This window comes from Embleya sp. NPDC020886 (assembly GCF_044333915.1).
Taxonomy (GTDB): domain Bacteria; phylum Actinomycetota; class Actinomycetes; order Streptomycetales; family Streptomycetaceae; genus Embleya.
The window spans coordinates 170,218-191,685 of the sequence record NZ_JBIRRX010000017.1; the positions used below are offsets into that span (position 1 = coordinate 170,218).

Genomic DNA, 21,468 nt, shown 5'->3' on the forward strand with positions numbered 1-21,468 from the left:
AACTACTCCTCGTTCGCATCGGAAAGCGGCTTGACCGCCACCCACTGGGTGACCGGCATCGCCGGCCGCCATCCGGTGAACCGGCCCACGGGGGCGGACCGGGTGACCTGAAGGCGCGTCAACTCCCCGCCGTACGCCGCACGATGGCGCAACACCTCGGCCTCGGTCTCGGCCACCACCGCGTTCGCGACCAGCCGGCCACCGGGGCGCAAAGCGGCCCAGCACTCTTCGACCACGCCCGGCACGGTCAACCCACCGCCGATGAACACCGCGTCCGGGGCCCGGCCCACCCGCTCGCGGAGTGCCTCCGGCGCCCGACCGACCACGATCCGCAACGCCGGCACGCCCAGCGCGACCGCGTTCGCCCGGGCCCGCTCGGCCCGGTCCTCGCGGGTCTCGAAGCCGACCGCCCGGCACGACGGATGCGTGCGCATCCACTCGATGCCGATACTGCCGCTGCCCGCGCCCACGTCCCACAACAACTCGCCGGGACGAGGCCCGAGCACGGCCAAGGTCACAGCGCGGATCTCGCGCTTGGTCAACTGCCCGTCGTGGGCGTAGGCATCATCCGCCAGACCGGGAGCCCGACTCAGCCCGGGGCCGTCCGCGCACTCGATCGCGACCACGTTCAAGTCCGCGAACCGCCGCTCGGGAGCCGCCGCGAGCGCGTCGGCGGTGCCCCGCCACGTCGACTCGGCCGGGCCACCCAGGTGTTCCAACACGGTGACCGCGCTCGTCCCGAAGCCGCACTCGCCCAACAAGGCGGCGGCCCGACCCGGCGTGGAGCCATCCGCGCTGAGCAGCAACACCCGCGCCCCGGCGAACAGTTCGGCGGCCAATCCGGCCAGCGGTCGGCCCACCGCGCTGACCACCGGGACGGCCTGCACCGACCAGCCCAGCCGCGCACACGCGAGCGAGGCCGACGAGGGAGCCGGCAGCACGACGACCCGCTCGGCGCCCAACTCCCGGACCAGCGCGGCCCCGACGCCGTAGAACATCGGGTCCCCGCTGGCCAGCACGCACACCTGCCGGGCCCCGGCCAGGGCGGCGACGAAGTCCACCGAGAACGGCGACGGCCAGCGGACCCGCTCGGCCGCCGCACCCTCCACCATGGCCAGGTGCCGCGCGCCGCCGACCAACACGTCGGCAGCGCCCACCAACGCCCGGGCCGCCTCGGAGAGTCCGGCCCAGCCGTCGTCCCCGATCCCGACCACGGACACCGTCCGGGTCGGCGTCGGGGCGTCCCGCTCAGGCATCCCCCGCGTCCTCGCCGCCTTCGAGGTCGCCCTCGACGTCGAGGTAGACCTCACGCAGGCCGTCCAGGGTGGCGGCCTCCGGCTTCTCCCACATGCCTCGGTCGGCGGCTTCGAGCAGCCGTTCGGCGATGCCGCGCAGCGCCCACGGGTTGGACGTGCGCATGAACTCGCGGTTGGTCTCGTCCAGGACGTATTCGCCCGCGAGCCGCTCGTACATCCAGTCGGCGACCACACCGGTGGTGGCGTCGTAGCCGAACAGGTAGTCCACCGTGGCGGCCAGCTCGAACGCGCCCTTGTACCCGTGCTTGCGCATCGCCTCGATCCAGCGCGGGTTGACCACCCGGGCCCGGAAGACCCGGGCGGTCTCCTGCTGGAGCGTGCGGGTGCGGACCGCGTCGGGCATGGTCGAGTCGCCGATGTAGGCCGCCGGCGCGGTGCCGGTCAGCGCGCGCACGGCGGCGACCATGCCGCCGTGGTACTGGAAGTAGTCGTCCGAGTCGGCGATGTCGTGCTCGCGCGTGTCGGTGTTCTTGGCCGCCACCGCGATCCTGCGGTAGGCGTCCTCCATGTCCTCGCGGGCGAACACCCCGTCCAGGCCCCGGCCGTAGGCGTAGCCGCCCCAGGTCGCGTAGACCTCGGCCAGGTCCGCGTCGTCGCGCCAGGTGCGCGCGTCGATCAGCGGCAGCAGCCCCGCGCCGTAGGCGCCGGGCCGGGAGCCGAACACGCGCGTGGTGGCCCGGCGCGCGTCGCCGTGTCGGGCGGTGTCGGCGCGCACGTGCGCCCGGACGTAGTTGTCCTCGTCCGGCTCGGCCAGCTCCGCGACCAGCCGCACCGCGTCGTCGAGCAGCAGCACCACGTGCGGGAACGCGTCCCGGAAGAACCCGGAGATGCGCACCGTGACGTCCACGCGGGGGCGGCCCAGCTCGGCGAGCGAGATCGCCTCGATGCCGGTCACCCGCCGCGACGCGTCGTCCCACACCGGACGCACGCCGAGCAGCGCCAGTACCTCGGCGATGTCGTCGCCGCTGGTGCGCATCGCGCTGGTGCCCCACACCGAAAGGCCCACCGAGCGCGGCCAGTCGCCGTCGTTGTCCGCGCGGTAGCGGGCCAACAGCGAGTCGGCGAGGGCCTGTCCGGTCTCCCAGGCCAGTCGGCTCGGGATCGCCTTCGGGTCCACCGTGTAGAAGTTGCGGCCGGTCGGCAGCACGTTGACCAGCCCGCGCAGCGGCGAACCGCTGGGCCCGGCCGCGACGTAGCCGCCCTCCAGGGCGTGCAGCACCGCGCCGATCTCGTCGCCGGTGCGGTCCAGGCGCGGCACGATCTCGGTCGCGGCGAACGCCAACACGTCGGCGACCGCCGCCGATTCGGCGCCCAGCACCTCGTGTGTGACGGCCAGGGCCCGGGCCGGGTCCCAGCCACCCGCCTCCATCGCCGCGACCAGGCGATGGGCGCGGTCCTCGGCGTCGTCGGTCTCGGTGCGCGAGGCGCCGCCGCCCTCGACCAGGCCCAGCGATTCGCGCAGGCCCGGGAGCGCGGCGGCCTTGCCGCCCCACACCTGACGGGCCCTCAGCATCGCGGTGACCAGGTTGATCCGGCCCTCGCCGGTGGGCGCGCTGCCCAGGATGTGCAGGCCCTCGCGGATCTGCGCGTCCTTGACCTCGCACAACCACCCGTCCAGGTGCAGGATCAGGTCGTCGAACTCGGCCTCGTGCGGCCTGTCGGTGATGCCCAGGTCGTGGTCGAGCTTGGTGGCCTGGATCAGCGTCCAGATCTGCGCCTGCAGCGCCGGGCCCTTGGCCGGGTCGAGCGCCTGCACGTTGGCGTATTCGTCGAGCAGTTGCTCCAGCCGGGTCAGGTCGCCGTACGTCTCGGCCCGCGCCATCGGCGGCACCAGGTGGTCCACGATGATCGCGTGCGCACGCCGCTTGGCCTGCGCGCCCTCGCCCGGGTCGTTCACCAGGAACGGGTAGACCAGCGGCAGATCGCCGAGCACCGCGTCCGGACCGCACTCGGCGGACAGGCCCAGGTTCTTGCCCGGCAGCCACTCCAGCGTGCCGTGCTTGCCCAGGTGCACGAGCGCGTGCGCGCCGAACCCGCCCGGTCCGGCGGGCGCGTCCAGCCACCAGTAGGCGGCCAGGTAGTGGTGACTCGGCGGCAGGTCCGGGTCGTGGTAGATGGCCACCGGGTTCTCGCCGAAGCCGCGCGGCGGTTGGATGATCAGGATCACGTTGCCCGCGCGCAGCGCCGCGAGCACGATCTCGCCCTCGGGATCGCGCGAGTGGTCCACGTACAGCTCGCCGGGCGGCGGGCCCCAGTGTTCCTCGATGTTCGCGCGCAGCCCGAGCGGCAGCTTCGCGTAGCGCTCGCGGTAGTCGGCCGCCGAGATCCGGACCGGGTTGCCTTCGAGCTGACCCTCCGTCAACCACTCCGGGTCCTGACCGCCCGCCGCGATCAGCGCGTGGATGAGCTTGTCGCCGTCCGGCGGTTCGAGGCCGGGCAGCGCGTCGGCGCCGTCGAGCGCGCCGACGTCGTAGCCGGCCGCGCGCATCGCGCGCAGCAGCGCGACGGCGGAGGCCGGGGTGTCCAGACCGACCGCGTTGCCGATCCGGGAGTGCTTGGTCGGGTATGCGGACAACACCACGCCGACCTTGCGCTCGTCGGCCGGAATGTGCCGAAGTCGGGCGTGTCGAACCGCGATTCCGGCCACTCGCGCGGCTCGTTCGGGGTCGGCGGCGTAGTGCGTGAGCCCGTCCGGGCTCGTCTCCTTGAACGAGAACGGGACGGTGATCAGCCGGCCGTCGAACTCGGGCACCGCGACCTGGGTGGCCGCGTCCAGCGGCGACAGGCCCGCGTCGCCGGCCTCCCATTCGGCCCGGCTGGTGGTCAGGTTCAACGCCTGGAGGATGGTGATGTCCAGGCCGGCCAGCGCGCCGACGTCCCACTGTTCGTCGTCGCCGCCGGCGGAGACCTCGGCGGGCTTGGCCCCACCGGCGCCCCCGGCCGCGAGCACGGTCACCAGCAGCGCGTCGAGTTCGCCCAGTGCCGCGAACAACGATTCGTCCGCGCCACGCAACGACGCGCACCAGATCGGTACCGGCCGGCCGCCCGCGTTCTCGATCGCCGCGCACAGGTCGGCCACGAACGCGGTGTTCCCGGCGAGGTGATGGGCGCGGTAGTAGAGCACGCCCACGGCCGGGCCCTCGATCTCCCGGGCCGAGCGGTCCAGCCGGCCCCAGGAGGGCACCTCGACGGGCGGCTCGAAGCCGTGCCCGGTGAGCAGCAGCGTGTCGGAGAGGAAGTGGTGGAGCTGGGTCAGGTTGGCCGGTCCGCCCTGGGCGAGGTAGGCGTGCGCCTGGGCGCTCACCCCGGCGGGTACGGTCGCCAGCTCCATCAGCGCGGCGTCGGCGGCGAGTTCGCCGCTGAGCACGACGACCGGGCGCGGGCCGGCCAACAGCGCGTCCAGGCCCGCCTCCCACGCGCGTCGCCCGCCGAGCAGGCGGACCACGACCAGGTCGGTGCCGTCCAGGAGCGCGGGCAGGTCGGCCGGCTCGACGCGGGCCGGATTGGCCAGGCGCCAGTCGCCCTCGCTCGCCTTGGCGCTGAGCAGGTCGGTGTCGGAGGTCGACAGGAGCAGGATCACCGGGGGCCTCCGCCGATGCCGGCGTGGCGAGCCACGAGGTGGATGTCGCGAACGGCGACGCCGTCGCGGGTGCCGTCGCCGAACGTGCCGCGACGGCGAGCGGGCAGCTCACCGACGGGGAAACCGCAGCGGTCGAAGCTGTGTACGCAAGAACGCCGGCAGGACGAAATCGTCACCTGGAGCGCCTCTCCGGGGTCCTCGCCCCATCGGACTCGGGGTGAGACGCGCAGTTCCTGACTCCCGGTCACGTCGCAGTCGTCCGAGGACGTCGTACAACGGAGCCGGTCACAGTGGCGGGACCGTCCCGGGATCACACCGGGTTCCTGCCACGCCCTCCCCGCGCCGGTAGGGCCGGCGCGGGGCCAGCATCGCTCAGTGGCCCGCCTTGACGCAACATGCCCCGATCGGCGTCGGCACCGGTGGTGACACATCTCACCGCCCCGGCCCGCCCCAACCGGGCCCGCTCGTCCGCCCCGAGCCGGGGATCGATCCGGCGCGGGAGCACGCCCCGCCCGGTCAGCCGCTCGCGCGGACCCGCCGCACGAACGCGTCGAACGCGTCGGCGACCTCGTCGGCGGTCCACTCCAGGGCCGGTTCGGCGACGGTGATCTCGGTGTACGAAAGCCCCGGCGGGCCCGGCTCGGTCCAGCGGCCGGCCAACCACACCCCGTGCTCGGCGGCGTACTCGACGCCGACCCGGTCCAGCAGCGCGGCCGGATAGGGCAGCCACATCTGGAATTGGTGGGTGTGCGGGACGGCCGGGAACACGATCGCCCCGGGCACCCGGGCCAGGCCGGCCGCCACCGTCGCGGCGTGCGCGACCCAGGCGTCCAGCCGGGGCAGGGTCTCCTCCAGTGCCGCGAGCGCGTCCAGCGCCATCGGCCAGGCCTGGAACGGCCGCCCGCCGTAGCGGTGCCGCCACGCGTGCGCCTCCTCGATCAGTTCGGCGCCACCCGCGAGCGCCGCTCCGGCACTCGCCCCCAGGCCCTTGTAGTAGGAGACGTAGACGGAGTCGAACAGGTCGACGATCTCGCTCAGGGAGCGCCCCAGATGCGCCGCGCTCTCCCACAATCGCGCGCCGTCCAGATGCAGCGCGGCGTCGCGGTCGCGCCCGGCCTGCACGACGGCGATCAGGTCGTCCCACGCGGGCAGGACGAACCCGTGGTCGCGCAGCGGGAGTTCGTAGAAGAGCGTGCCGAACCTCTCACCGCAGGTGCGGACGTCCTCGGCGGTGATCTGGCCGGGCCCGTGGGTGAGTACCAGCGGCCGGAGCCCGGACAACACCGAGACCGCGTCCCGCTCGTAGGTCAGCGGATGGGCCCTGGGGTGGATGCCGACCACGTCGGACCCGGTGGCTCCGGCGTGGCAGCGCAACGCGACCTGCTGGGCCATCGTGCCGGTCGGGAACAGCAGCGCCGCCTCGGTGCCGAGCAATTCGGCCGTGCGGGCCTCCAGGCGGGCGACCGCGCCGCCGTCGGCGTAGACGTCGGGCCACGCGTCGGTGTCGAGCGTGCGCTCCGCGTACGCGGTCAGTCGGGCCAGCCGTTCGGCGACCGTGGTGGGTCGTACCCCGGACAGGATCCGGCCGCAGGCGCGGATCGCGCGCATCCGGCCGGTGTGCTCGTCGCCGTCGATGTAAGCCATACAGGCATCATCCAACGAGGCGCCCGGCACGGCGTCCGCCCCGCGCCCCTGCTCGGCCGGCGCGTCGAGCGCTCAGTCGGCCTCGATGCCCAGTTCGGCCAGGATCGCCGCGGTATGTTCGCCGACCGCCGGGATCGGGCCCATCGCCGCCTCGCGGCCGGCCACCGTCACCGGCGGCAGCAGCGCGCGCAGCGGACCGACGGGCGAGTCGATCAGCCGCGACCGGTCCCGGGCGGCGTGTTGCGGGTGCTCGGCGAACTCGGCGACGGTGCGCATTCGGGCGTTGGCGATGCCGACCTCGTCCAGGCTCGCCTCGATCTCGGCGGCGGTGCGGTCCGCGAAGGCCGCCTCGATCAGCTCGGTGAGCCGCTCGTTGCCGGCCACCCGCAACGAATTGTTGCGAAACCTCGGGTCCTCGACCAGGTCCGGCCGACCCAGCACCCGCTCGCACAGCGCGGCCCACTCGCGGTCGTTCTGCACGCCGACGAACACCTGACCGCCGTCGCCGACGCGATACGGCCCGTACGGCGCGATCGCCGCGTGCCGGGCCCCGGTGCGCGGCGGCGGCGTCCCGCCATAGGTCGCGAAGTAGTACGGGAAGCCCATCCACTCGCCGAGCGCGTCCAGCATGGACACCTCGAACGAACTGCCCTCGCCGGTGACCCGGCGCTCGTACAGGGCGGTCAGCATGCCGGTGAAGGCATACATCGCGGCGGCGATGTCGGCGATCGGGATGCCGGCCTTGGCCGGCGTGTCCGGCGTGCCGGTGATCGACAACAACCCGGCCTCGCACTGCACGAGCAGGTCGTACGCCTTCTTGTCGCGATAGGGACCGGACGTCCCGTAGCCCGATATGCCACAGACGATCAGCCGGGGGAATCGGGCCCGCAGCTCCGCCGCGCCCAGCCCCAGGCGATCCGCCGCGCCGGGCGCCAGGTTCTGTACGAACACGTCCGCGCGGGCCAGCAACCGGTCCAGGATCTCCGCCGCCCGCTCGTCCTTGAGGTCGAGCGCGAGGCTTTCCTTGCCCCGGTTGACCCAGACGAAATGGCTCGACAGTCCCTCGACGGTCTCGTCGTAGGTACGGGCGAAATCACCCGCGCCGGGCCGCTCGATCTTGATCACGCGCGCACCGAGATCGGCCAGTTGCCGGGTCGCGTACGGCGCCGCGATGGCCTGTTCCAGGGAGACGACGGTGACGCCCGCGAGAGGTAGCAGCACGTGTCCATCCTGACAGAGCGCCGAAACCGCGACGCGGCCCGGCGCGGCGCACCTTTCGGCACGGGCCGAAGCGTCGCCGGCCGATGATGGCGGCATGGACTCGATCGCACGCGCCACCGACCCGGACTCCGTCCCGCGGCTCGCGGCCCTCGCCGCGCTCCTCGCCGACGAGACCCGCGCGGCGGTGTGCCTGGCCCTGCTGGATCGGCGTGCCTGGACCGGTGGCGAATTGGCCCGGCACTGCGGTGTCGCGCCGTCCACGATCAGCGAGCACCTGACCAGGCTGGTCGAGGGGGGCCTGCTGGTCCGGGAGCGACAGGGTCGACACGGCTACGTGCGGCTGGCCGACGCCGGGGTGGCCCGGATGGTCGAGGACCTGGCCGCGTACGCGACGCCCACGACCGCGCGGCCGGCGAACTCGCTGCGCGCGCACTCGGCCGGGGCGGCGCTGGCCCGGGGTCGCACCTGCTACGACCACCTGGCCGGCCGGCTCGGCGTGGCGATCACCGACGCGCTGACCGACCGGGACCTGCTCCGGCAGGACACCGGCTTCGCGCTCACCGACGACGGCCTCGCCTGGTTCGCCGACCTGGGTGCCGACCTGGCCACGCCGAGCAAACGCCCGTTGGCCCGCCCCTGCCTGGACTGGACCGAACGCCGCCACCACCTCGCGGGCACGGCCGGCGCCGAACTGTGCCGGGTCCTGCGAGTCCGCGGCTGGACCGAGCGGGTCGGCACGGGCCGCGCGGTCCGGGCCGGCGAGGTGGGGCGCGCCGAGTTGGGGCGGCTGCTGGGGATTCGGGAGGCCGAATTCGAGGTGGCGTGACCGCCTCCCGGACGGGGGTGTCCGGGCGGCTCGGTCAGTCCGACGAACGCCGCAGCCGGTCGACCAGGCGGCGGGCCCAGGAGCGCCCGGGTCGAGGCGGGTTCGCCGCCCGGCCGGGAGACGACCCCGCGTCGCCCTCCGCCCCGGGCGCCCAGGCCGGCCGCGGCCACTGCCCGGCCCCCGACTCCACGTCCGCGCCCGGTGCGTCGCGGCCGAGGATCACCCGCATGGGCAGCTTCGGGAAGCCGGCCACCTCGGCGGCGTCGAAGTCGGCCACCCCCAGACCGGTACCGGTACGCGTGGCACCGGGCGTGGTCGTGCGCAGCTCCCATTCGCTCCCCCGCCCCAGGATCCGGACCGGCACACCACGCGCCCGAAGTTCGGCGCCGAGCCGAAAGCGCAGACACGGCCGATCCGGCCCGAGCAGATGGCGGGGAGCCCCGTAGTCCCCGGACGCCTCGCACGCCACGGTGAACGTGGCCCCGGACACCCAGACCACCTCCAACACCGCGGCCTCGCCCGCGTCCGGGATCGGCACGATCGCCGTGAGGTCGCCCACGCCGTGCAGCACGAACGTGCCCTCGGGCAGATCGGGCCGGATCGACGGTGTCGGCTCGACGTCGATCGACCACGGTCCGCGCGCGGTGACGACCATCATCTGTGGCCCGACCACGCCGAACTCCCAGGACTGCCAGGGCTGTTCTGGATGCGGATCGATCTCCTGCCAGGTCCCCGCCGCAGCGTCCGCCCCCGCCGATGGTGGCAACAGACGCACGTCGACCGGCCCGCCCGATCGCGTACCGATCAGCCTGCCCACCCCCAGCGGCCCGGTATACCGGAGCACCTCGCTGCCGACACCCTCGATCGAGCGCTCGAACTCCCGGACCGCGTCCGGGTCCCTGAGCCGGAGCGACCACGCGCCGGCGCACCGGACCCGCACCGCCCGCAGCACGCGTCCTTGCTCGTCCACGGTCAAAATGCTCGCGTCGGAGCCCTCGGCCGGCCCGTCGTAGGCACACCACCCGACCGGTCCACCCGGCCGCTCGATCCGCCACAGACGCAGTTGTTCACCCGGCGCGCTCTCGATCCGGACCAGGGCGATCCGACCCCGCACCGGAACGTCGAGCACCACGTCCGCGTCGCCGAAGCCCCGGTGGGTGAACGGGGTGTCGTCCTCTCCGTGCCCTCGGGCCCGGTCGGGCGGGGCGCTCATCGTGGGTGTGCCTCGATCCGCCAGGACTGCCCCTCTGCCGCGGTGACGGTCAGGAAGCCGGCCGCCACCTCGAAGCGCACCGGCTCGCCGGCCTTGCGGAGTGAGCTCCGGGCGGCCACCGCGTCGCGGCCGGCCCGATTCAGTTCGAGTGCCGGAATTCCCACGATCACCCGGGCCGCCCGGACCGCTCCCGCCCGCACGTCGAGCGTGGCATCGGGTCCGGTGTACCGAACGAGTTCCGGGCCACGTCCGGTGAGCGAACGGTCGAAGTCACGAATGTGCTCGACCGGAAGTGCCGAGATCACCCAGGAGCCCTGCTCCGACACACTGATCGTGTCCGGTTCGAGGCCGACACCGATGACCGATGTCATGTCCCCCACAGCGCCGCTCAGTCGGGTACAGCTCCACTCCCCCAGCGGATTTCGGGCCCATCGGCGGATCGTCGGTCGACCCGTCGGCTCGTGCAGTACCAGGCGTGCCGGCGGCCCGTCATAGCGCAGCACGTCGCTCCCCAGGCCCGTGTGGCGCGAACCCAACCGCTGCGCACCGGCCAACGGGACGACCCGCAGCTCCCACTCGGCGTCCCGCGCCTCCAGTTCGATCTCGACGGGAGCACCGCGCCTCGGCTTGGGGACCAGCAGATAGCGCGTCGGGTACCCCGGTCCCACCTCGTAGGTGTGGAACACGTTTTCCCGAAGCGGCCATTCCGGCACGTTCACGCACAGGTTCGCGAACGCGAGTACCTCCAGGACGGCCGGCTCATCGGGGTCGGGCAGGGTGACCCCGACCGTGCGCGAGCCCATCCCGCGATGAGCCGGCGGCCCGGCAGGCGGACCGCTCTCGTCCGGGCCGGCCTCCTCCGTCGACAACTGCCAGTCGTCCCGGGTCAGTACGACCACGAGTCGTGGGCCGTCGAGGGTGATGGCGTACCGACCGGCACCCAGGAACGCGACTTCGGCCGAGTCGTCCGCCTGTTCGGCCGACGAGTCGGCCGGGTCCATCGCGAATGCCGCCACCCCGGATTCGGGCAACACCCGAATGCGCGCGTTGCCCCCGGCCCCGTGCACGTCGGCGACCAGCGTGGCCACGCACCCGGGGCCGTCGTAGCGCACGACCTCGCAGCCGTGGCCCGCGAGTGTGTCGACGAGTTCGCGCGCCGCACCGGGTTCCTTCAGTTGCAGCGTCCAGGATCCGTCGCTGACCACCTTGAGCATGCGCAGGGCGCCCGGACCGGTGTCGTGCACCAACAGGCTGCCCTCTTCACCCTGTTCGGGCGCCGAGTACAGGAAATCCCCGAACGGCGAGCCGGGTTCGGGCACGGACCACAGATCCAGGCTGGTTCCGGCCGGCTTGACCACCTGGAGCAACGCCGGACTCCCGGGCACCGGGAAGGCCACTCCGACCTCGGAATTCCCGCTGCCATGGCACGTGTACGGCGTGTCGTCGTGATCGAAGTCCTGCACCACACCCTCGCCGTGGTCCGGTCGAACACAATCGTTCATGTCGCGACTGTTCCACACCCGGCGCAACGCCGAATGGCCGGTTCACAAACTCCGGGTCGGCGACCTGCGTCGGGCCCGACCTGCGGTATCGACCCGGATCCGGCTGAACGCGGCACGGTAGCCGCTCGGGGTCAGCCCGGTCCGGCGCACCAGGTGCTTGCGCAGCGAGTCGGTGGTGCCGATGCCGCTGTGCTGCGCGACCAGTTCCATCGACAGGTCGGTGGTCTCCAGCAACTCTCGTGCACGGTCCACCCGTTGGTGAAGCAGCCACTGCAACGGGCTGAGGCTCGTCTCGGCGTGGAAGCGGCGGGTCAGGGTACGCACGCTGGTGCTCGCGTGCGCGGCCAGGTCGGCCAGGGTGAGGGGTTCGTCGAGGCGGGCCAGCGCCCAGGCCCGGGTGCCGGCGAGCGATACGCCGCTTTCCGGGGGCAGCGGGGATTCGATGAACTGGGCCTGGCCGCCCGGGCGTACCGGTGCCGCGACGACCAGGCGGGCGACGATGTTGGCGGTGGCCGCGCCGTAGTCGGTCCGGATCAGGTGCAGGCACAGGTCGATCCCGGCGGACAGGCCGGCCGAGGTCAGGATCGGCCCGTCCTCGACGTACAGCACGTCCGGCCGCAGGTCCACGGCCGGGAAGCGGCGGCGGAACTCCTCGGTCATCGTCCAGTACGTGGTGGCCGCGCGCCCGTCCAACAGGCCCGCCTGCGCCAGCACGAACGCGCCGGTGCAGATCGACGCCACCCGCTTGCCCGCCGCCGCGGCGGTACGCAGCGCGGCCAGGACGCGCGGGTCCGCGTCCGCACGGGCACCGGTGCCGGTGACGATCACCGTGTCGGCGTCGTGCATCGCGTCCAGGCCGTGCGGCACCACGATGTCCAGGCTGCCGGTGCCGACCACGGCGCCCGGCTCGGCGGTACACACCCGGACCCGGTAGCCGGCCACGCCGTCGACCACATCGACCGCACCGAGCACCAGTTCCGGGATGGACAGGTCGAAGGTGGTCACCGGTGGCACGGCCACGACGGCTATTCGATGCATGGCCCGAACCTCCGGATGTTTGGCATTCCGGCCACTACCGTACGACCCGGCGCGGACGGAGGCTGGACACGTCCCCTTCGGACACCCTTCCTTCCCCTCCTCTTCGTCCTGGAGCACGCATGTCCTCGTCCTCTTCCCCCCGCCACGTCGTGGTCGGTGCCGGCGCCACCGGCACCGCCACCGCGCTGCTGCTCGCCGGCTCCGGCGAGCGGGTCCGGGTGCTCACCCGCCGCGGAACCGGCCCGGACCATCCGCTGATCGAACGCCACGCCGTCGACGCGACCGATGCCGCCCGCCTGGTCGAACTCACGCAAGGAGCCGAGACGTTGTTCAACTGCGCGATGCCGGCCTACCACCGCTGGCCCACCGACTGGCCGCCGCTGGCCGGCGCGCTGCTGACGGCGGCGGAGCGCACGGGGGCGCGCTATGTGATGCTCGGCAACGTATACGGCTACGGCCCGGTGGACGGGCCGATGACCGAGGACCTGCCGATGGCGCCGAGCACCGTCAAGGGCCGGGTGCGCGCCGCAATGTGGACCGACGCGCTCGCCGCGCACGACGCGGGCCGGGTCCGGGTCACCGAGGTACGCGCGAGCGACTTCGTCGGGGCGGGCGCGAACTCGCTGTACAACTTCCTGGTCGTCCCGCACGTGCTCGCCGGCACCCCCGCCGTGCTCCCCGGCGACCTGGACGCGGCGCAGAGTTGGACGTACACCGGCGACGTGGCCCGCACCCTGGTCGCGGCGGCACGCTCCACCCGATCGTGGGGCCGGGCCTGGCACGTACCGTCCTCGACCCGATCCATCCGGGCGACGACCGCCCGCCTCGCCGCGCTGACCGGCTCGCCCGAGCCGCGCCTGACCCGGATGACCGCCGAGGAGGTACGCACGATCGGCCGCCGGGACCCGATCATGGCGGAGGTCGAGGAGATGCTCTACCTCACCGAGGGCGACTCCACACTCGACGCGACGTTGACGACGAGGATCCTGGGCGTAACGGCGACACCCCTGGACACCGCGTTGTCGGAGTTCGCCGCGGCACGGCCCGCGCACGCCTGAGCGAGCACGCCGGGCGTCACGTGCGGGTGACGCCCGGCGGTCGATGCCGACCGACCCCCGCCGTACCGTGTTTAATCGGGGGTGATCCGGCGCGACGGAAGGACCCCACGATGAGCACGGTGGATCGGCACGGGCTCGACCTGTCCGGCATGGGCCCGGAGGCGATCCGGCACTACGAACGCGCGCTGGACGCGCTGCTGTTCTTCCGGCCGGAGGTGGGCACCGAGGTCGAGGCGGCGCTGGCGGCCGATCCCGGTGCGCCGATGGCCAACGTGTTCGCGGCCTATCTCGGTCTGTTGGGCACCGAATCGCGCGACGCCGCCGCCGCGCGCGAACGTTACGCCGCGTTCGTGCCCACCCCGACCAGGGTCGGCGCACGCGAGGTCGCGCATCTGCGGGCCGCCGACGCGTGGTTGGCCGGCGACATCCGCCGGGCCGGCGACATCCTGCACGAGTTGGTCGTCGCGTATCCCCGGGACGCGCTCGCGCTGCTGGTCGGCCATCAGATCGACTTCCTCACCGGCGACGCGCTCCGGTTGCGCGACCGGGTCGGCGGCGTGCTCAGCGCGTGGGACCGGGACGATCCGCACTACGGGCCGGTGCTGGGCATGGCCGCGTTCGGCCTGGAGGAGGCCGGCCACTACGCGCGCTCCGAAGAGACCGGGCTGGCCGCGGTGGCGGCGAATCCGCGCGACGTGTGGGCGATCCACGCGGTGGTGCACACGTACGAGATGCAGGGTCGCTTCGCCGAGGGCATCCGCTTCATGGACGCCCGGACCGCCGACTGGACCGGCGGCAACTACCTGAACGTGCACAACTGGTGGCACTACGGCCTGTTCTCGATCGAAGCCGGGGCCAACGATCGGGCGCTGGCCATCCACGACGCCGTCCTGCACCACGACCGGTCGGCCGGCCTGGCGATGGAACTGCTGGACGCCTCGGCCCTGTTGTGGCGCCTGCACCTGGCGGGCGACCCGCAGGTCGAGCGCTGGCGCCGGCTCGCCGACGCGTGGGCGGCCCGCGCGGACGGCCCGTACTACGCGTTCAACGACACCCACGCGGTGATGGCCCTGCTCGGCGCCGGCCGGATCGCCGACGCGCAGGCCGTGGTCCGCGACCGCGAGACCTGGCTCGCCGATCCGCACCCGGGCGTGACCAACCACACGATGACCGCGGCGGTCGGACTGCCGGTCTGCCGCGCGCTGGTGGCCTTCGAGCAGGGGCACTACACCGAGACCGTCGACCTGCTCCTCCCGATTCGACACCGCCTGAACACCTTCGGCGGCAGCCACGCCCAACGCGACGCGATCCAGCAGACCCTGGTCGAGGCGGCCCTGCGGAGCGACCGGCACGACCTGGCCCGGACGCTGCTCAGCGAACGCGTCAACCTGCGCCCGACCAGCCCGTACAACTGGCTCGGCCGGGCCCGCCTCGCCGACGCCCTGGGCCGCCCCGCCGAGGCCGCCGACGCCCGCGAACGGGTCGCCGAACACACCGCCGCGATCACCATCGCCTGGGGACGCTGAGCCGGCGGCTCGGGAGTTGCCCCGCCCCGAGGGTGGTCGACCGGGTGGTCCGCGCCGGATGCGCGAGAATTGCGCACTCGTCGCGGGCCGGGTCGATGGCCCTGTGACGTCGTCGACAACACGGGAGAGTGGCATACATGGGTGAGTCCCGGGACGAATCCGGAGCGCGTCGGCAGGTTCCGGACGATCCGGGGCTGCTCGCCGCGGCCACCCGGAGCCCGGGCGGGTCGGTCGCCGAGATCGACCCGGCGTTCGCCGACGACCCCAACGGCTACGTCCCCGGCGAGGCGATCCGAGGCGCGTGGGTGGTGGGTCCGGACGGGCTGTTGACCGGCGAGTACCGGGAGAACCCGCGGCACGGGCCGCCGCAGGACGACTTCGCCAAGCTGCTCCAGGACGACGCGTGGTTCGGCTGGCTCGGCGACGACCCGGCGGGCGCGATCCGCGAGTCGGTCACCGAGTGCTTCGAGGACCAGGCTCCCGGCGCCGCGCTGACCTGGATGAAGATCCTCGAACCGCCGCGCTGCGCCACCACGGGCCGGCCGGCCCCGGACGACGAGCAGTACCTGATCCCCACCCGCGCCGGGGTGGCCGTCTGGTTCGCCGCCCAGATCGTCGCACCGGACCGGGACCGGACCACCGTGTGCGGCATCTTCACCTGGGTCGCGATCCACCTGGACGCGCCGGCCGACCGCCTCGACCGGATCTGGCTCGACCTGGACGCGGACCTGGACTGGGCGGAGCAGCAGCTACCGCCGCGGTTGTACGGCGTGGACACGGAGGGCACGGACGACGGCGCGGACGAGGACCTGCCGAGCACCTGAGCCCGGAGCCCCGGCGGAGGGGGTGTCGCCCCTACCGCGCGGCCTGCAATCGCGGCTTCAGGTGCCGAGCGATCGCCTCCGCGAGCCGCGGCGGCACCGCGTTGCCGATCTGCCGGGCGATCTCGGTCTTGGAGCCGCACCACACGAAGGTCTCCGGGAAGGACTGGAGCCGGGCCGCCTCGCGATGCGTGATCGGGCGGTTGACCCGGTCGGTCGGATCGTCCGGGTTCCACTGCGGATGCAGGTACTGGCCCTTCTCCGGCTTGTAGAACTCGGTCCTGATGGTCAGCGACGGGTGGTCCCAGCGCATCCGGCCCATCACGTCCGTCGTCCCGGTCTTCTTGTTCCGCCAGCAGTCCGGCAGCAGGTGGTCCGGCAGATCGAAGCGGCCGCCGCCGGGCGGCACGCAGTCGTAGCGCAGCAGCGAGCGCTCGATCGGCGTGCGGGCCAGGTGCAGGTCGGCCTCCTTGAACACGCCGGGCACGACCCGGCCGAAGAACTCGGTCCGGGAGACCGGCAGGCTGGTCGTGCCGGGCACGCGCGGCAGGTGCTCGATCGCGTCCCGCACGGTGTTCCAGCGCTGCGATCGGCCGGGGCCGTGGGTCGGCTCCGGGACGCTGATCTCGCCGATCCGGGAGCCGATCACGATCGCCCGCTTGCGGCGCTGCGGGACTCCGTAGTCCACCGCCGGGAGCAGCGCGTCGGTGAGCACGTACCCCTCCAGGAGGCCGCCGGGCTGCGCCTCGGCGAGCAGCAGCGCGAACTCGGCGGACTTCTGGAAGCGGTCCACGTTCTCGATCACGAACACCTTGGGCCTGGCCCGACGCACGAAGCGCAGGTATTCCTTCCAGAGCTTGTTGCGCGGGTCCTCCACGTTGCGGCTGCCCAGGTTGGAGAAGCCCTGGCAGGGCGGGCCGCCGATGATCAGGTCGGCCCGCGGGATGTCCCTGTCCGGGATCTCCGCGATGTCGCCCCAGCGCATGTGCGCGTCGCCGAAATTGGCGGCGTAGGTCGCGGCGGCGTGCAGATTCCACTCGACCGCCATGACCGGCCGAAAGCCCTTCGCGGCGGCGAACCCGGACGTCATTCCACCGCAGCCCGCGAACAGGTCGATCATGGTGATGGGTCGTGCCATGCGGACAGGTTAGCCGGCCGCGCGCCTCGCGATCACGGCATCCCGAACCCTGGCCGCCGCCGTGGCCGCGTCCTCGTGCTCCCAGACCCGCACCACGAGCCAGCCGGCCTCGGCCATTCGTCGGTCGGTGTCCAGGTCGCGGGTGCGGTTCCCCTCGATCTTGGCCTTCCAGAACTCGGCGTTGCGTTTGGGCCAGGTCGCGTGCTGCGGACACCCGTGCCAGAAGCAGCCGTCGACGTAGACGGCGACCTTGGTCGGGCCGAACACGACGTCCGCCTCGCGGCGGATGCCCTTGAGGGGGCGGCGGTGCACGCGGTAGCGCAGGCCCATGCCGTGCAGCACGCGCCGCAGGGCGACCTCGACGCCGGTGTCCTTGCTGCGCTGGCGACTCATCCGCGCGCGGGTCGCTTCCGTGGTGGTCAGGCTCGTCACGAACACCATGGTGCACGGTCGCACTGTCATCGCGCCCCGACGTGCCCGCGGCGGGCCCGCTTCGGTGCGCCGGGTGCGGTGGGTGCGGTGGTCAGGCGGGGTACGCGCGGGCCTCCGTCGCCTTGACCGCCGCCCATACCGGCTTGCCCGGCGCCAGTTCGAGTTCGGCGACCGCGAGCGGTGTGACGTCGGCGAGCAGCGGCACCGGGCCGGTCAGTTCGACCCGGACAGTGTCGCCGTGCAGTTCCATGCCGTCCACCTCGACCTGCCACAGGTTGCGCGGGCTGCCGTCCGGACGGGTCCGGTACAGCGTCACCGCGGCCGGCGGGAAGGCCACGAACACCTCGTCGGCGTCCGGGAGTTCGGCCACCACCAGGCGCTGCCCGGCGGGCAGGTCGACGCCGCCGGCCGAGGTGCTGCCGCGGTAGAGGTTCAGGCCCACCAGACGGGCCACGTAGTCGGTGCGCGGATGGCGGGCCACCTCCGCCGGCGTGCCGCTCTGGACCGCGCGGCCCGCCTCGATCACGGTGAGCCGGTCGGCCAGCACCATCGCGTCCAGCGGGTCGTGGGTGATCACCACCGCGACCCCGTCGAAGTCGGCCAGATGCCGACGCAGCGTGGCCCGCACCGCCACCCGGGTACGGGCGTCCAGCGCGGCCAACGGCTCGTCCAGGAGCAGCAGTCGCGGATGGGTGGCCAGCGCGCGGGCGAGCGCCACCCGCTGGGCCTGCCCGCCGGAGAGCCGGCCCGGCTTGACGCCCGCGTGTTCGGCCAGGCCGACCCGGTCCAGCCAGTCCGCCGCCACGCTCCGGGCCTCGCGCCGGCCGACGCCCTGACAGCGCAGCCCGAAGGCGACGTTCTCCAGCGCGGACAGGTGCGGGAAGAGCAGGTAGTCCTGGAAGACCACGCCGACCGGACGCCGCTCGGGCGGGGTGTACAGCCGCCGCTTCGGATCCTCCAGGTCGACGCCGGCGAGCCGGGTGTGGCCGGCGCCGAGCGGGGTGAGGCCGGCCAGGGCGCGCAGCGCGGTGCTCTTGCCGGCGCCGTTGGGGCCGAGCAGGGCGACCACCTCGCCGGGGGCGGCGGTGAGCTGCACGTCGAGGCGGAAGGCGTCGCGGGTGACGACGAGGTGGGCGTCAAGGCCGGGGGCGGGTGCCGGGCGGGTCTCGTCGGACGGGCGGGTCTCCTCGGTCCGGCCGGTCTCCTCGGACGGGCCGGTCATGAGGTGGTCATCCAGCGCTCGCGCAGGCCGGCCAGGATCAACACGGACACCGCCAACAACACGAGGGAGAGCACGATCGCCGCCTCCGGGTCGGTTTCCAGGGCCAGGTAGACGGCGAGCGGCATGGTCTGGGTCTTGCCCGGGAAGTTGCCGGCGAAGGTGATGGTCGCGCCGAACTCGCCGAGCGCGCGCGCCCACGCGAGCACCGCGCCCGCCGCCACGCCCGGCGCGATCAGCGGCAGGGTAACCCGGCGGAACGCGGTCCAGCGGGACGCACCCAGCGTCGCGGCGGCCTCCTCGTAGCGCGGATCGGCCGCCCGCAGCGCACCCTCGACACTGATCACCAGGAACGGCATCGCCACGAACGCCTCGGCCACGATCACGCCGGTCGTGGTGAACGGCAGCGTGTAGCCGAAGGTGTCGTCCAGCCACTCGCCGACGATGCCCTTGCGGCCGAGCACCAGAAGCAGCGCGACACCGCCCACCACGGGCGGCAACACCAGCGGCAGGGTGACCAGCGCCCGCACCAGTCGGCGGCCGGGAAACTCGGTCCGGGCCAACAACCAGGCCAACGGCACACCCAGCACCAACACGATGCCGGTGGCCACGGTCGCGGTGAACAGCGAGAGCTTGAGCGCCTCGCGGACCTCGGTACTGCCGAGCTGACTCCCCAGGTCGCTCCACGGCGCCCGGATGAGCAGCCCGAGCAGCGGCAGCACCAGGAACACCAGGCCGATCAGGCCGGGTACGAGCAGTGCCAGTGGCGCGCCGCCGCGTCGGGAGCGATCGGCCCGCGTGCGTGCGGGTCGCAGGCGTGTGGGTCGCAGGCGTACCGATCGCTCACGACGGCCGGGGACCCGGGGAGGTTCGATCACGGTGCCTGGAAGCCCGCCGCCGTCAGGGCCGTCCGGCCGGGCTCGGACAGCACGAACGCCACGAACGCCTTGGCCGCGTCGCCGTTGGGTGCCTTGGCGAGCGGGACGATCGGGTACGTGTTGACCGCCTGCGCGGATTCGGGGAAGTCCACGCCGACCGCCTTGGCGCCGGCCGCCTTGACGTCGGTGCGGTAGACGAGTGCGGCGTCCACCTCGCCGAGGGTGAGCTTGGTCAGGGCGGCCTTGACGTCCTGCTCCAGCGTGGAAGGGGTGAACTTGACGCCGGCCGCGTCGAGGGCGGTCTTGGCGGCGGCGCCGCACGGGACCTGCGGGGCGCACTGGGCGACCTTGAGGCCGTCCTGCTTGAGGTCGGCGAGCGACTTGATGTTCTTCGGGTTGCCCGGCGCCACCGCGATCTGCAACGTGTTCTTGGCGAACGCGGTGGGCGTGCCGTCGGCGTTCTTGGCATCGGTGACGAGCTTCATGTTCTTCTCGTCGGCGGACGCGAACACGTCGGCGGGCGCGCCCTGGTTGATGCTCGCCGCCAGCGCCGAGCTGCCGAGGTAGTTGAACTTGACCGTGACACCCGGGTGCGCGGCCTCGAACTGCTTGCCCAGCGCACTGAACGTCTCGGTCAGCGACGCGGCGGCGAACACGTTGACGGTGCCCTTGAGTTCCTTGGCGCCGGCGGCGGGCGCGGACGTGTTCGCATTGACCGGCGGAGTGGCCCCGCCGACCTTCTTGTCGTCCTTGTCGTCGTCGCTGCCGCAGCCGGCGAGGGCGATCAAGGCCCCCGCGAGCAACGCGGCCGAGACCGCACGTCGGGTCCGCACCGTGCCCATTGCACCCATCGTGTGTTCACTCCCCACTAATCGAGGGAGTGCTCGCGCGCTCCCTCGGTCCGCTCCACCATGACATTCGTCGACTTCACCACTGCCGTGGCGAGCACCCCGACCGCAAGGCCGAGTTCGTCCGCGGCCTCGGCGCTCATCAACGAGACCACCCGGTACGGCCCGGCCTGGATCTCGACCTGGGCCATCACCGTGTCCTTGCGGACGTCGGTGACGATGCCGCGGAAGCGGTTCCGCGCCGACGACCAGCCGAGCCGCTCACTGTCCGCACGAGCGTCCCCGGCCGCCGCCGAGCGAGCGAACGCGGCCAACGCCGCGCCCTCCACCACCCGCCGACCGTTCTCGTCCCGCCGCGCGTCGAGCCGACCGGAGTCCACCCACCGCCGCACCGTGTCCGCACTCACTCCGAGCAGAGCCGCCGCATCACCGATCCCGAACATGTTCACGGCCGGGATCCTAGTCACGCGCACCTCTCCCAGAGAGCAAGGCCGACACCCACAAACGCCGGCAGAAGCCGCCGAGTGCGGCGCTCATCCTCGCAGATGCAAGGTATAGATAGCCAGGCACCTCGCAGATTCGATCCAAACGACCACGCTGCGCGGTGGTGCCGGGGCCCAGCGGCCACCCCATCCGGCCCCAAGGCGCGGCCGGGGACGCAGCAGCCGTCCGGCCCCACGCCGACGGGCGGACGATCCGTGGCCGCCGCCGACTGCCGGGCGGGCTGGAGCCCGTGGCTGCCGGCGGGTCAAGCGTGCCTGCCCATCGGACAAACCTCCGCGCTGCGCACCGCCCGGCTACACGGCGACACAGGCCACCGACGGCGAAGGCCGGCAGCAGGCAACACCCCCCGGTCGGGGCTTGCCGAACCCCGCCGGCCAGGGGCCGTCGACGGCGACATGCGCCGGCACGGGCGTTCGCCGCGCACCTGGATCACGGCCGGAACGCCCCGGGCCGGGCCACTGGGCGCACCCACGTATCACCGCACCAGGTCCCGGGACCCGTCCCACGAAGCGGGCGAACATCGCGGCGTGCCACCCGACTCGCCCCGGGCCCATCCGACGCCGACCCTTCCCCCGTGGTGGGGGGGGGGGGGGGGCCCCCCCCCCCCCGCGGGGCGCGGGGGGGGGGGGGGGGGCCGGGGCGGGCCCCCCCCCGGGGGGCCCGCCCCCGGGGGCGGCCCCAGACGACCCCCACAGGGCGCCCTA

17 protein-coding genes and 1 riboswitch are annotated in these 21,468 nt (G+C 73.3%); of the genes, 4 read left to right on the forward strand and 13 right to left on the reverse strand.

What is annotated here, in order from left to right; genetic code table 11:
• Positions 1–2 precede the first annotated feature (2 nt).
• From cbiE to ACH4U8_RS38960, 4 genes are all read right to left on the reverse strand, one after another.
• A complete protein-coding gene (gene cbiE / locus ACH4U8_RS38945) occupies positions 3–1,256 on the reverse strand; it encodes a precorrin-6y C5,15-methyltransferase (decarboxylating) subunit CbiE (protein ID WP_395782860.1) in 1,254 nt (417 codons plus the stop codon).
• Positions 1,249–4,896, reverse strand: a complete 3,648-nt coding sequence (gene cobN, locus ACH4U8_RS38950) for a cobaltochelatase subunit CobN (RefSeq protein WP_395782861.1) — start codon at positions 4,894–4,896, stop codon at positions 1,249–1,251. The genes cbiE and cobN overlap by 8 nt, the downstream gene beginning before the upstream one ends.
• Before the next feature lie 227 nt (positions 4,897–5,123).
• Positions 5,124–5,222: riboswitch (cobalamin riboswitch) on the reverse strand.
• Between the two features lie 190 nt (positions 5,223–5,412).
• Positions 5,413–6,540, reverse strand: a complete 1,128-nt coding sequence (locus ACH4U8_RS38955) for a beta-eliminating lyase-related protein (RefSeq protein WP_360309831.1) — start codon at positions 6,538–6,540, stop codon at positions 5,413–5,415.
• Positions 6,541–6,612: 72 nt separating this feature from the next.
• Positions 6,613–7,761, reverse strand: a complete 1,149-nt coding sequence (locus tag ACH4U8_RS38960) for a CaiB/BaiF CoA transferase family protein (RefSeq protein WP_395782862.1) — start codon at positions 7,759–7,761, stop codon at positions 6,613–6,615.
• A gap of 94 nt (positions 7,762–7,855) precedes the next feature.
• Here ACH4U8_RS38960 and ACH4U8_RS38965 point away from each other — a divergent pair, with 94 nt between their 5' ends.
• The gene (locus tag ACH4U8_RS38965; RefSeq protein WP_395782863.1) at positions 7,856–8,587 is read left to right on the forward strand and encodes an ArsR/SmtB family transcription factor; all 732 of its coding nucleotides are present in this window, start codon (positions 7,856–7,858) and stop codon (positions 8,585–8,587) included.
• 34 nt (positions 8,588–8,621) lie between these two features.
• On the opposite strand, the gene ACH4U8_RS38970 is transcribed toward ACH4U8_RS38965, so the two are convergent.
• The 3 genes from ACH4U8_RS38970 to ACH4U8_RS38980 are packed head-to-tail and all read right to left on the reverse strand — an operon-like array spanning position 8,622 to position 12,340.
• Complete coding sequence (locus ACH4U8_RS38970) at positions 8,622–9,800, reverse strand: hypothetical protein (protein WP_395782864.1); 1,179 nt, start codon at positions 9,798–9,800, stop codon at positions 8,622–8,624.
• Positions 9,797–11,302: a hypothetical protein gene (locus tag ACH4U8_RS38975; RefSeq protein WP_395782865.1), complete on the reverse strand. Its 1,506-nt coding sequence runs from the start codon at positions 11,300–11,302 to the stop codon at positions 9,797–9,799. Before ACH4U8_RS38975 ends, ACH4U8_RS38970 begins: the two co-directional genes overlap by 4 nt.
• 42 nt (positions 11,303–11,344) lie before the next feature.
• Positions 11,345–12,340 carry a DJ-1/PfpI family protein gene (locus tag ACH4U8_RS38980; RefSeq protein WP_360309841.1) on the reverse strand — a complete coding sequence of 332 codons (996 nt, stop codon included), beginning with the start codon at positions 12,338–12,340 and terminating at the stop codon, positions 11,345–11,347.
• 119 nt (positions 12,341–12,459) lie between these two features.
• On the opposite strand from ACH4U8_RS38980, the gene ACH4U8_RS38985 reads away from it, so the two are divergent.
• The 3 genes from ACH4U8_RS38985 to ACH4U8_RS38995 all read left to right on the forward strand — a co-directional run bounded on the left by ACH4U8_RS38985 (position 12,460) and on the right by ACH4U8_RS38995 (position 15,748).
• The gene (locus ACH4U8_RS38985) at positions 12,460–13,398 is read left to right on the forward strand and encodes an NAD-dependent epimerase/dehydratase family protein (protein ID WP_395782866.1); all 939 of its coding nucleotides are present in this window, start codon (positions 12,460–12,462) and stop codon (positions 13,396–13,398) included.
• Between the two features lie 110 nt (positions 13,399–13,508).
• Positions 13,509–14,924: a tetratricopeptide repeat protein gene (locus ACH4U8_RS38990; protein WP_360309845.1), complete on the forward strand. Its 1,416-nt coding sequence runs from the start codon at positions 13,509–13,511 to the stop codon at positions 14,922–14,924.
• A gap of 137 nt (positions 14,925–15,061) precedes the next feature.
• Positions 15,062–15,748 carry a hypothetical protein gene (locus ACH4U8_RS38995; RefSeq protein ID WP_360309847.1) on the forward strand — a complete coding sequence of 229 codons (687 nt, stop codon included), beginning with the start codon at positions 15,062–15,064 and terminating at the stop codon, positions 15,746–15,748.
• A 31-nt stretch (positions 15,749–15,779) separates the two neighbouring features.
• On the opposite strand, the gene ACH4U8_RS39000 is transcribed toward ACH4U8_RS38995, so the two are convergent.
• From ACH4U8_RS39000 to ACH4U8_RS39025, 6 genes are all read right to left on the reverse strand, one after another.
• Positions 15,780–16,883 carry a DNA cytosine methyltransferase gene (locus ACH4U8_RS39000; RefSeq protein WP_379988171.1) on the reverse strand — a complete coding sequence of 368 codons (1,104 nt, stop codon included), beginning with the start codon at positions 16,881–16,883 and terminating at the stop codon, positions 15,780–15,782.
• A 9-nt stretch (positions 16,884–16,892) separates the two neighbouring features.
• Positions 16,893–17,324, reverse strand: a complete 432-nt coding sequence (locus ACH4U8_RS39005) for a very short patch repair endonuclease (protein ID WP_360309851.1) — start codon at positions 17,322–17,324, stop codon at positions 16,893–16,895.
• Between the two features lie 82 nt (positions 17,325–17,406).
• A complete protein-coding gene (locus ACH4U8_RS39010) occupies positions 17,407–18,537 on the reverse strand; it encodes an ABC transporter ATP-binding protein (protein ID WP_395782867.1) in 1,131 nt (376 codons plus the stop codon).
• A complete protein-coding gene (locus ACH4U8_RS39015) occupies positions 18,534–19,349 on the reverse strand; it encodes an ABC transporter permease (RefSeq protein ID WP_360309866.1) in 816 nt (271 codons plus the stop codon). The genes ACH4U8_RS39010 and ACH4U8_RS39015 overlap by 4 nt, the downstream gene beginning before the upstream one ends.
• 59 nt (positions 19,350–19,408) lie before the next feature.
• The gene (modA, locus tag ACH4U8_RS39020) at positions 19,409–20,254 is read right to left on the reverse strand and encodes a molybdate ABC transporter substrate-binding protein (protein WP_360309854.1); all 846 of its coding nucleotides are present in this window, start codon (positions 20,252–20,254) and stop codon (positions 19,409–19,411) included.
• Between the two features lie 26 nt (positions 20,255–20,280).
• The gene (locus ACH4U8_RS39025; RefSeq protein ID WP_360309856.1) at positions 20,281–20,709 is read right to left on the reverse strand and encodes a helix-turn-helix transcriptional regulator; all 429 of its coding nucleotides are present in this window, start codon (positions 20,707–20,709) and stop codon (positions 20,281–20,283) included.
• Positions 20,710–21,468: the final 759 nt, after the last annotated feature.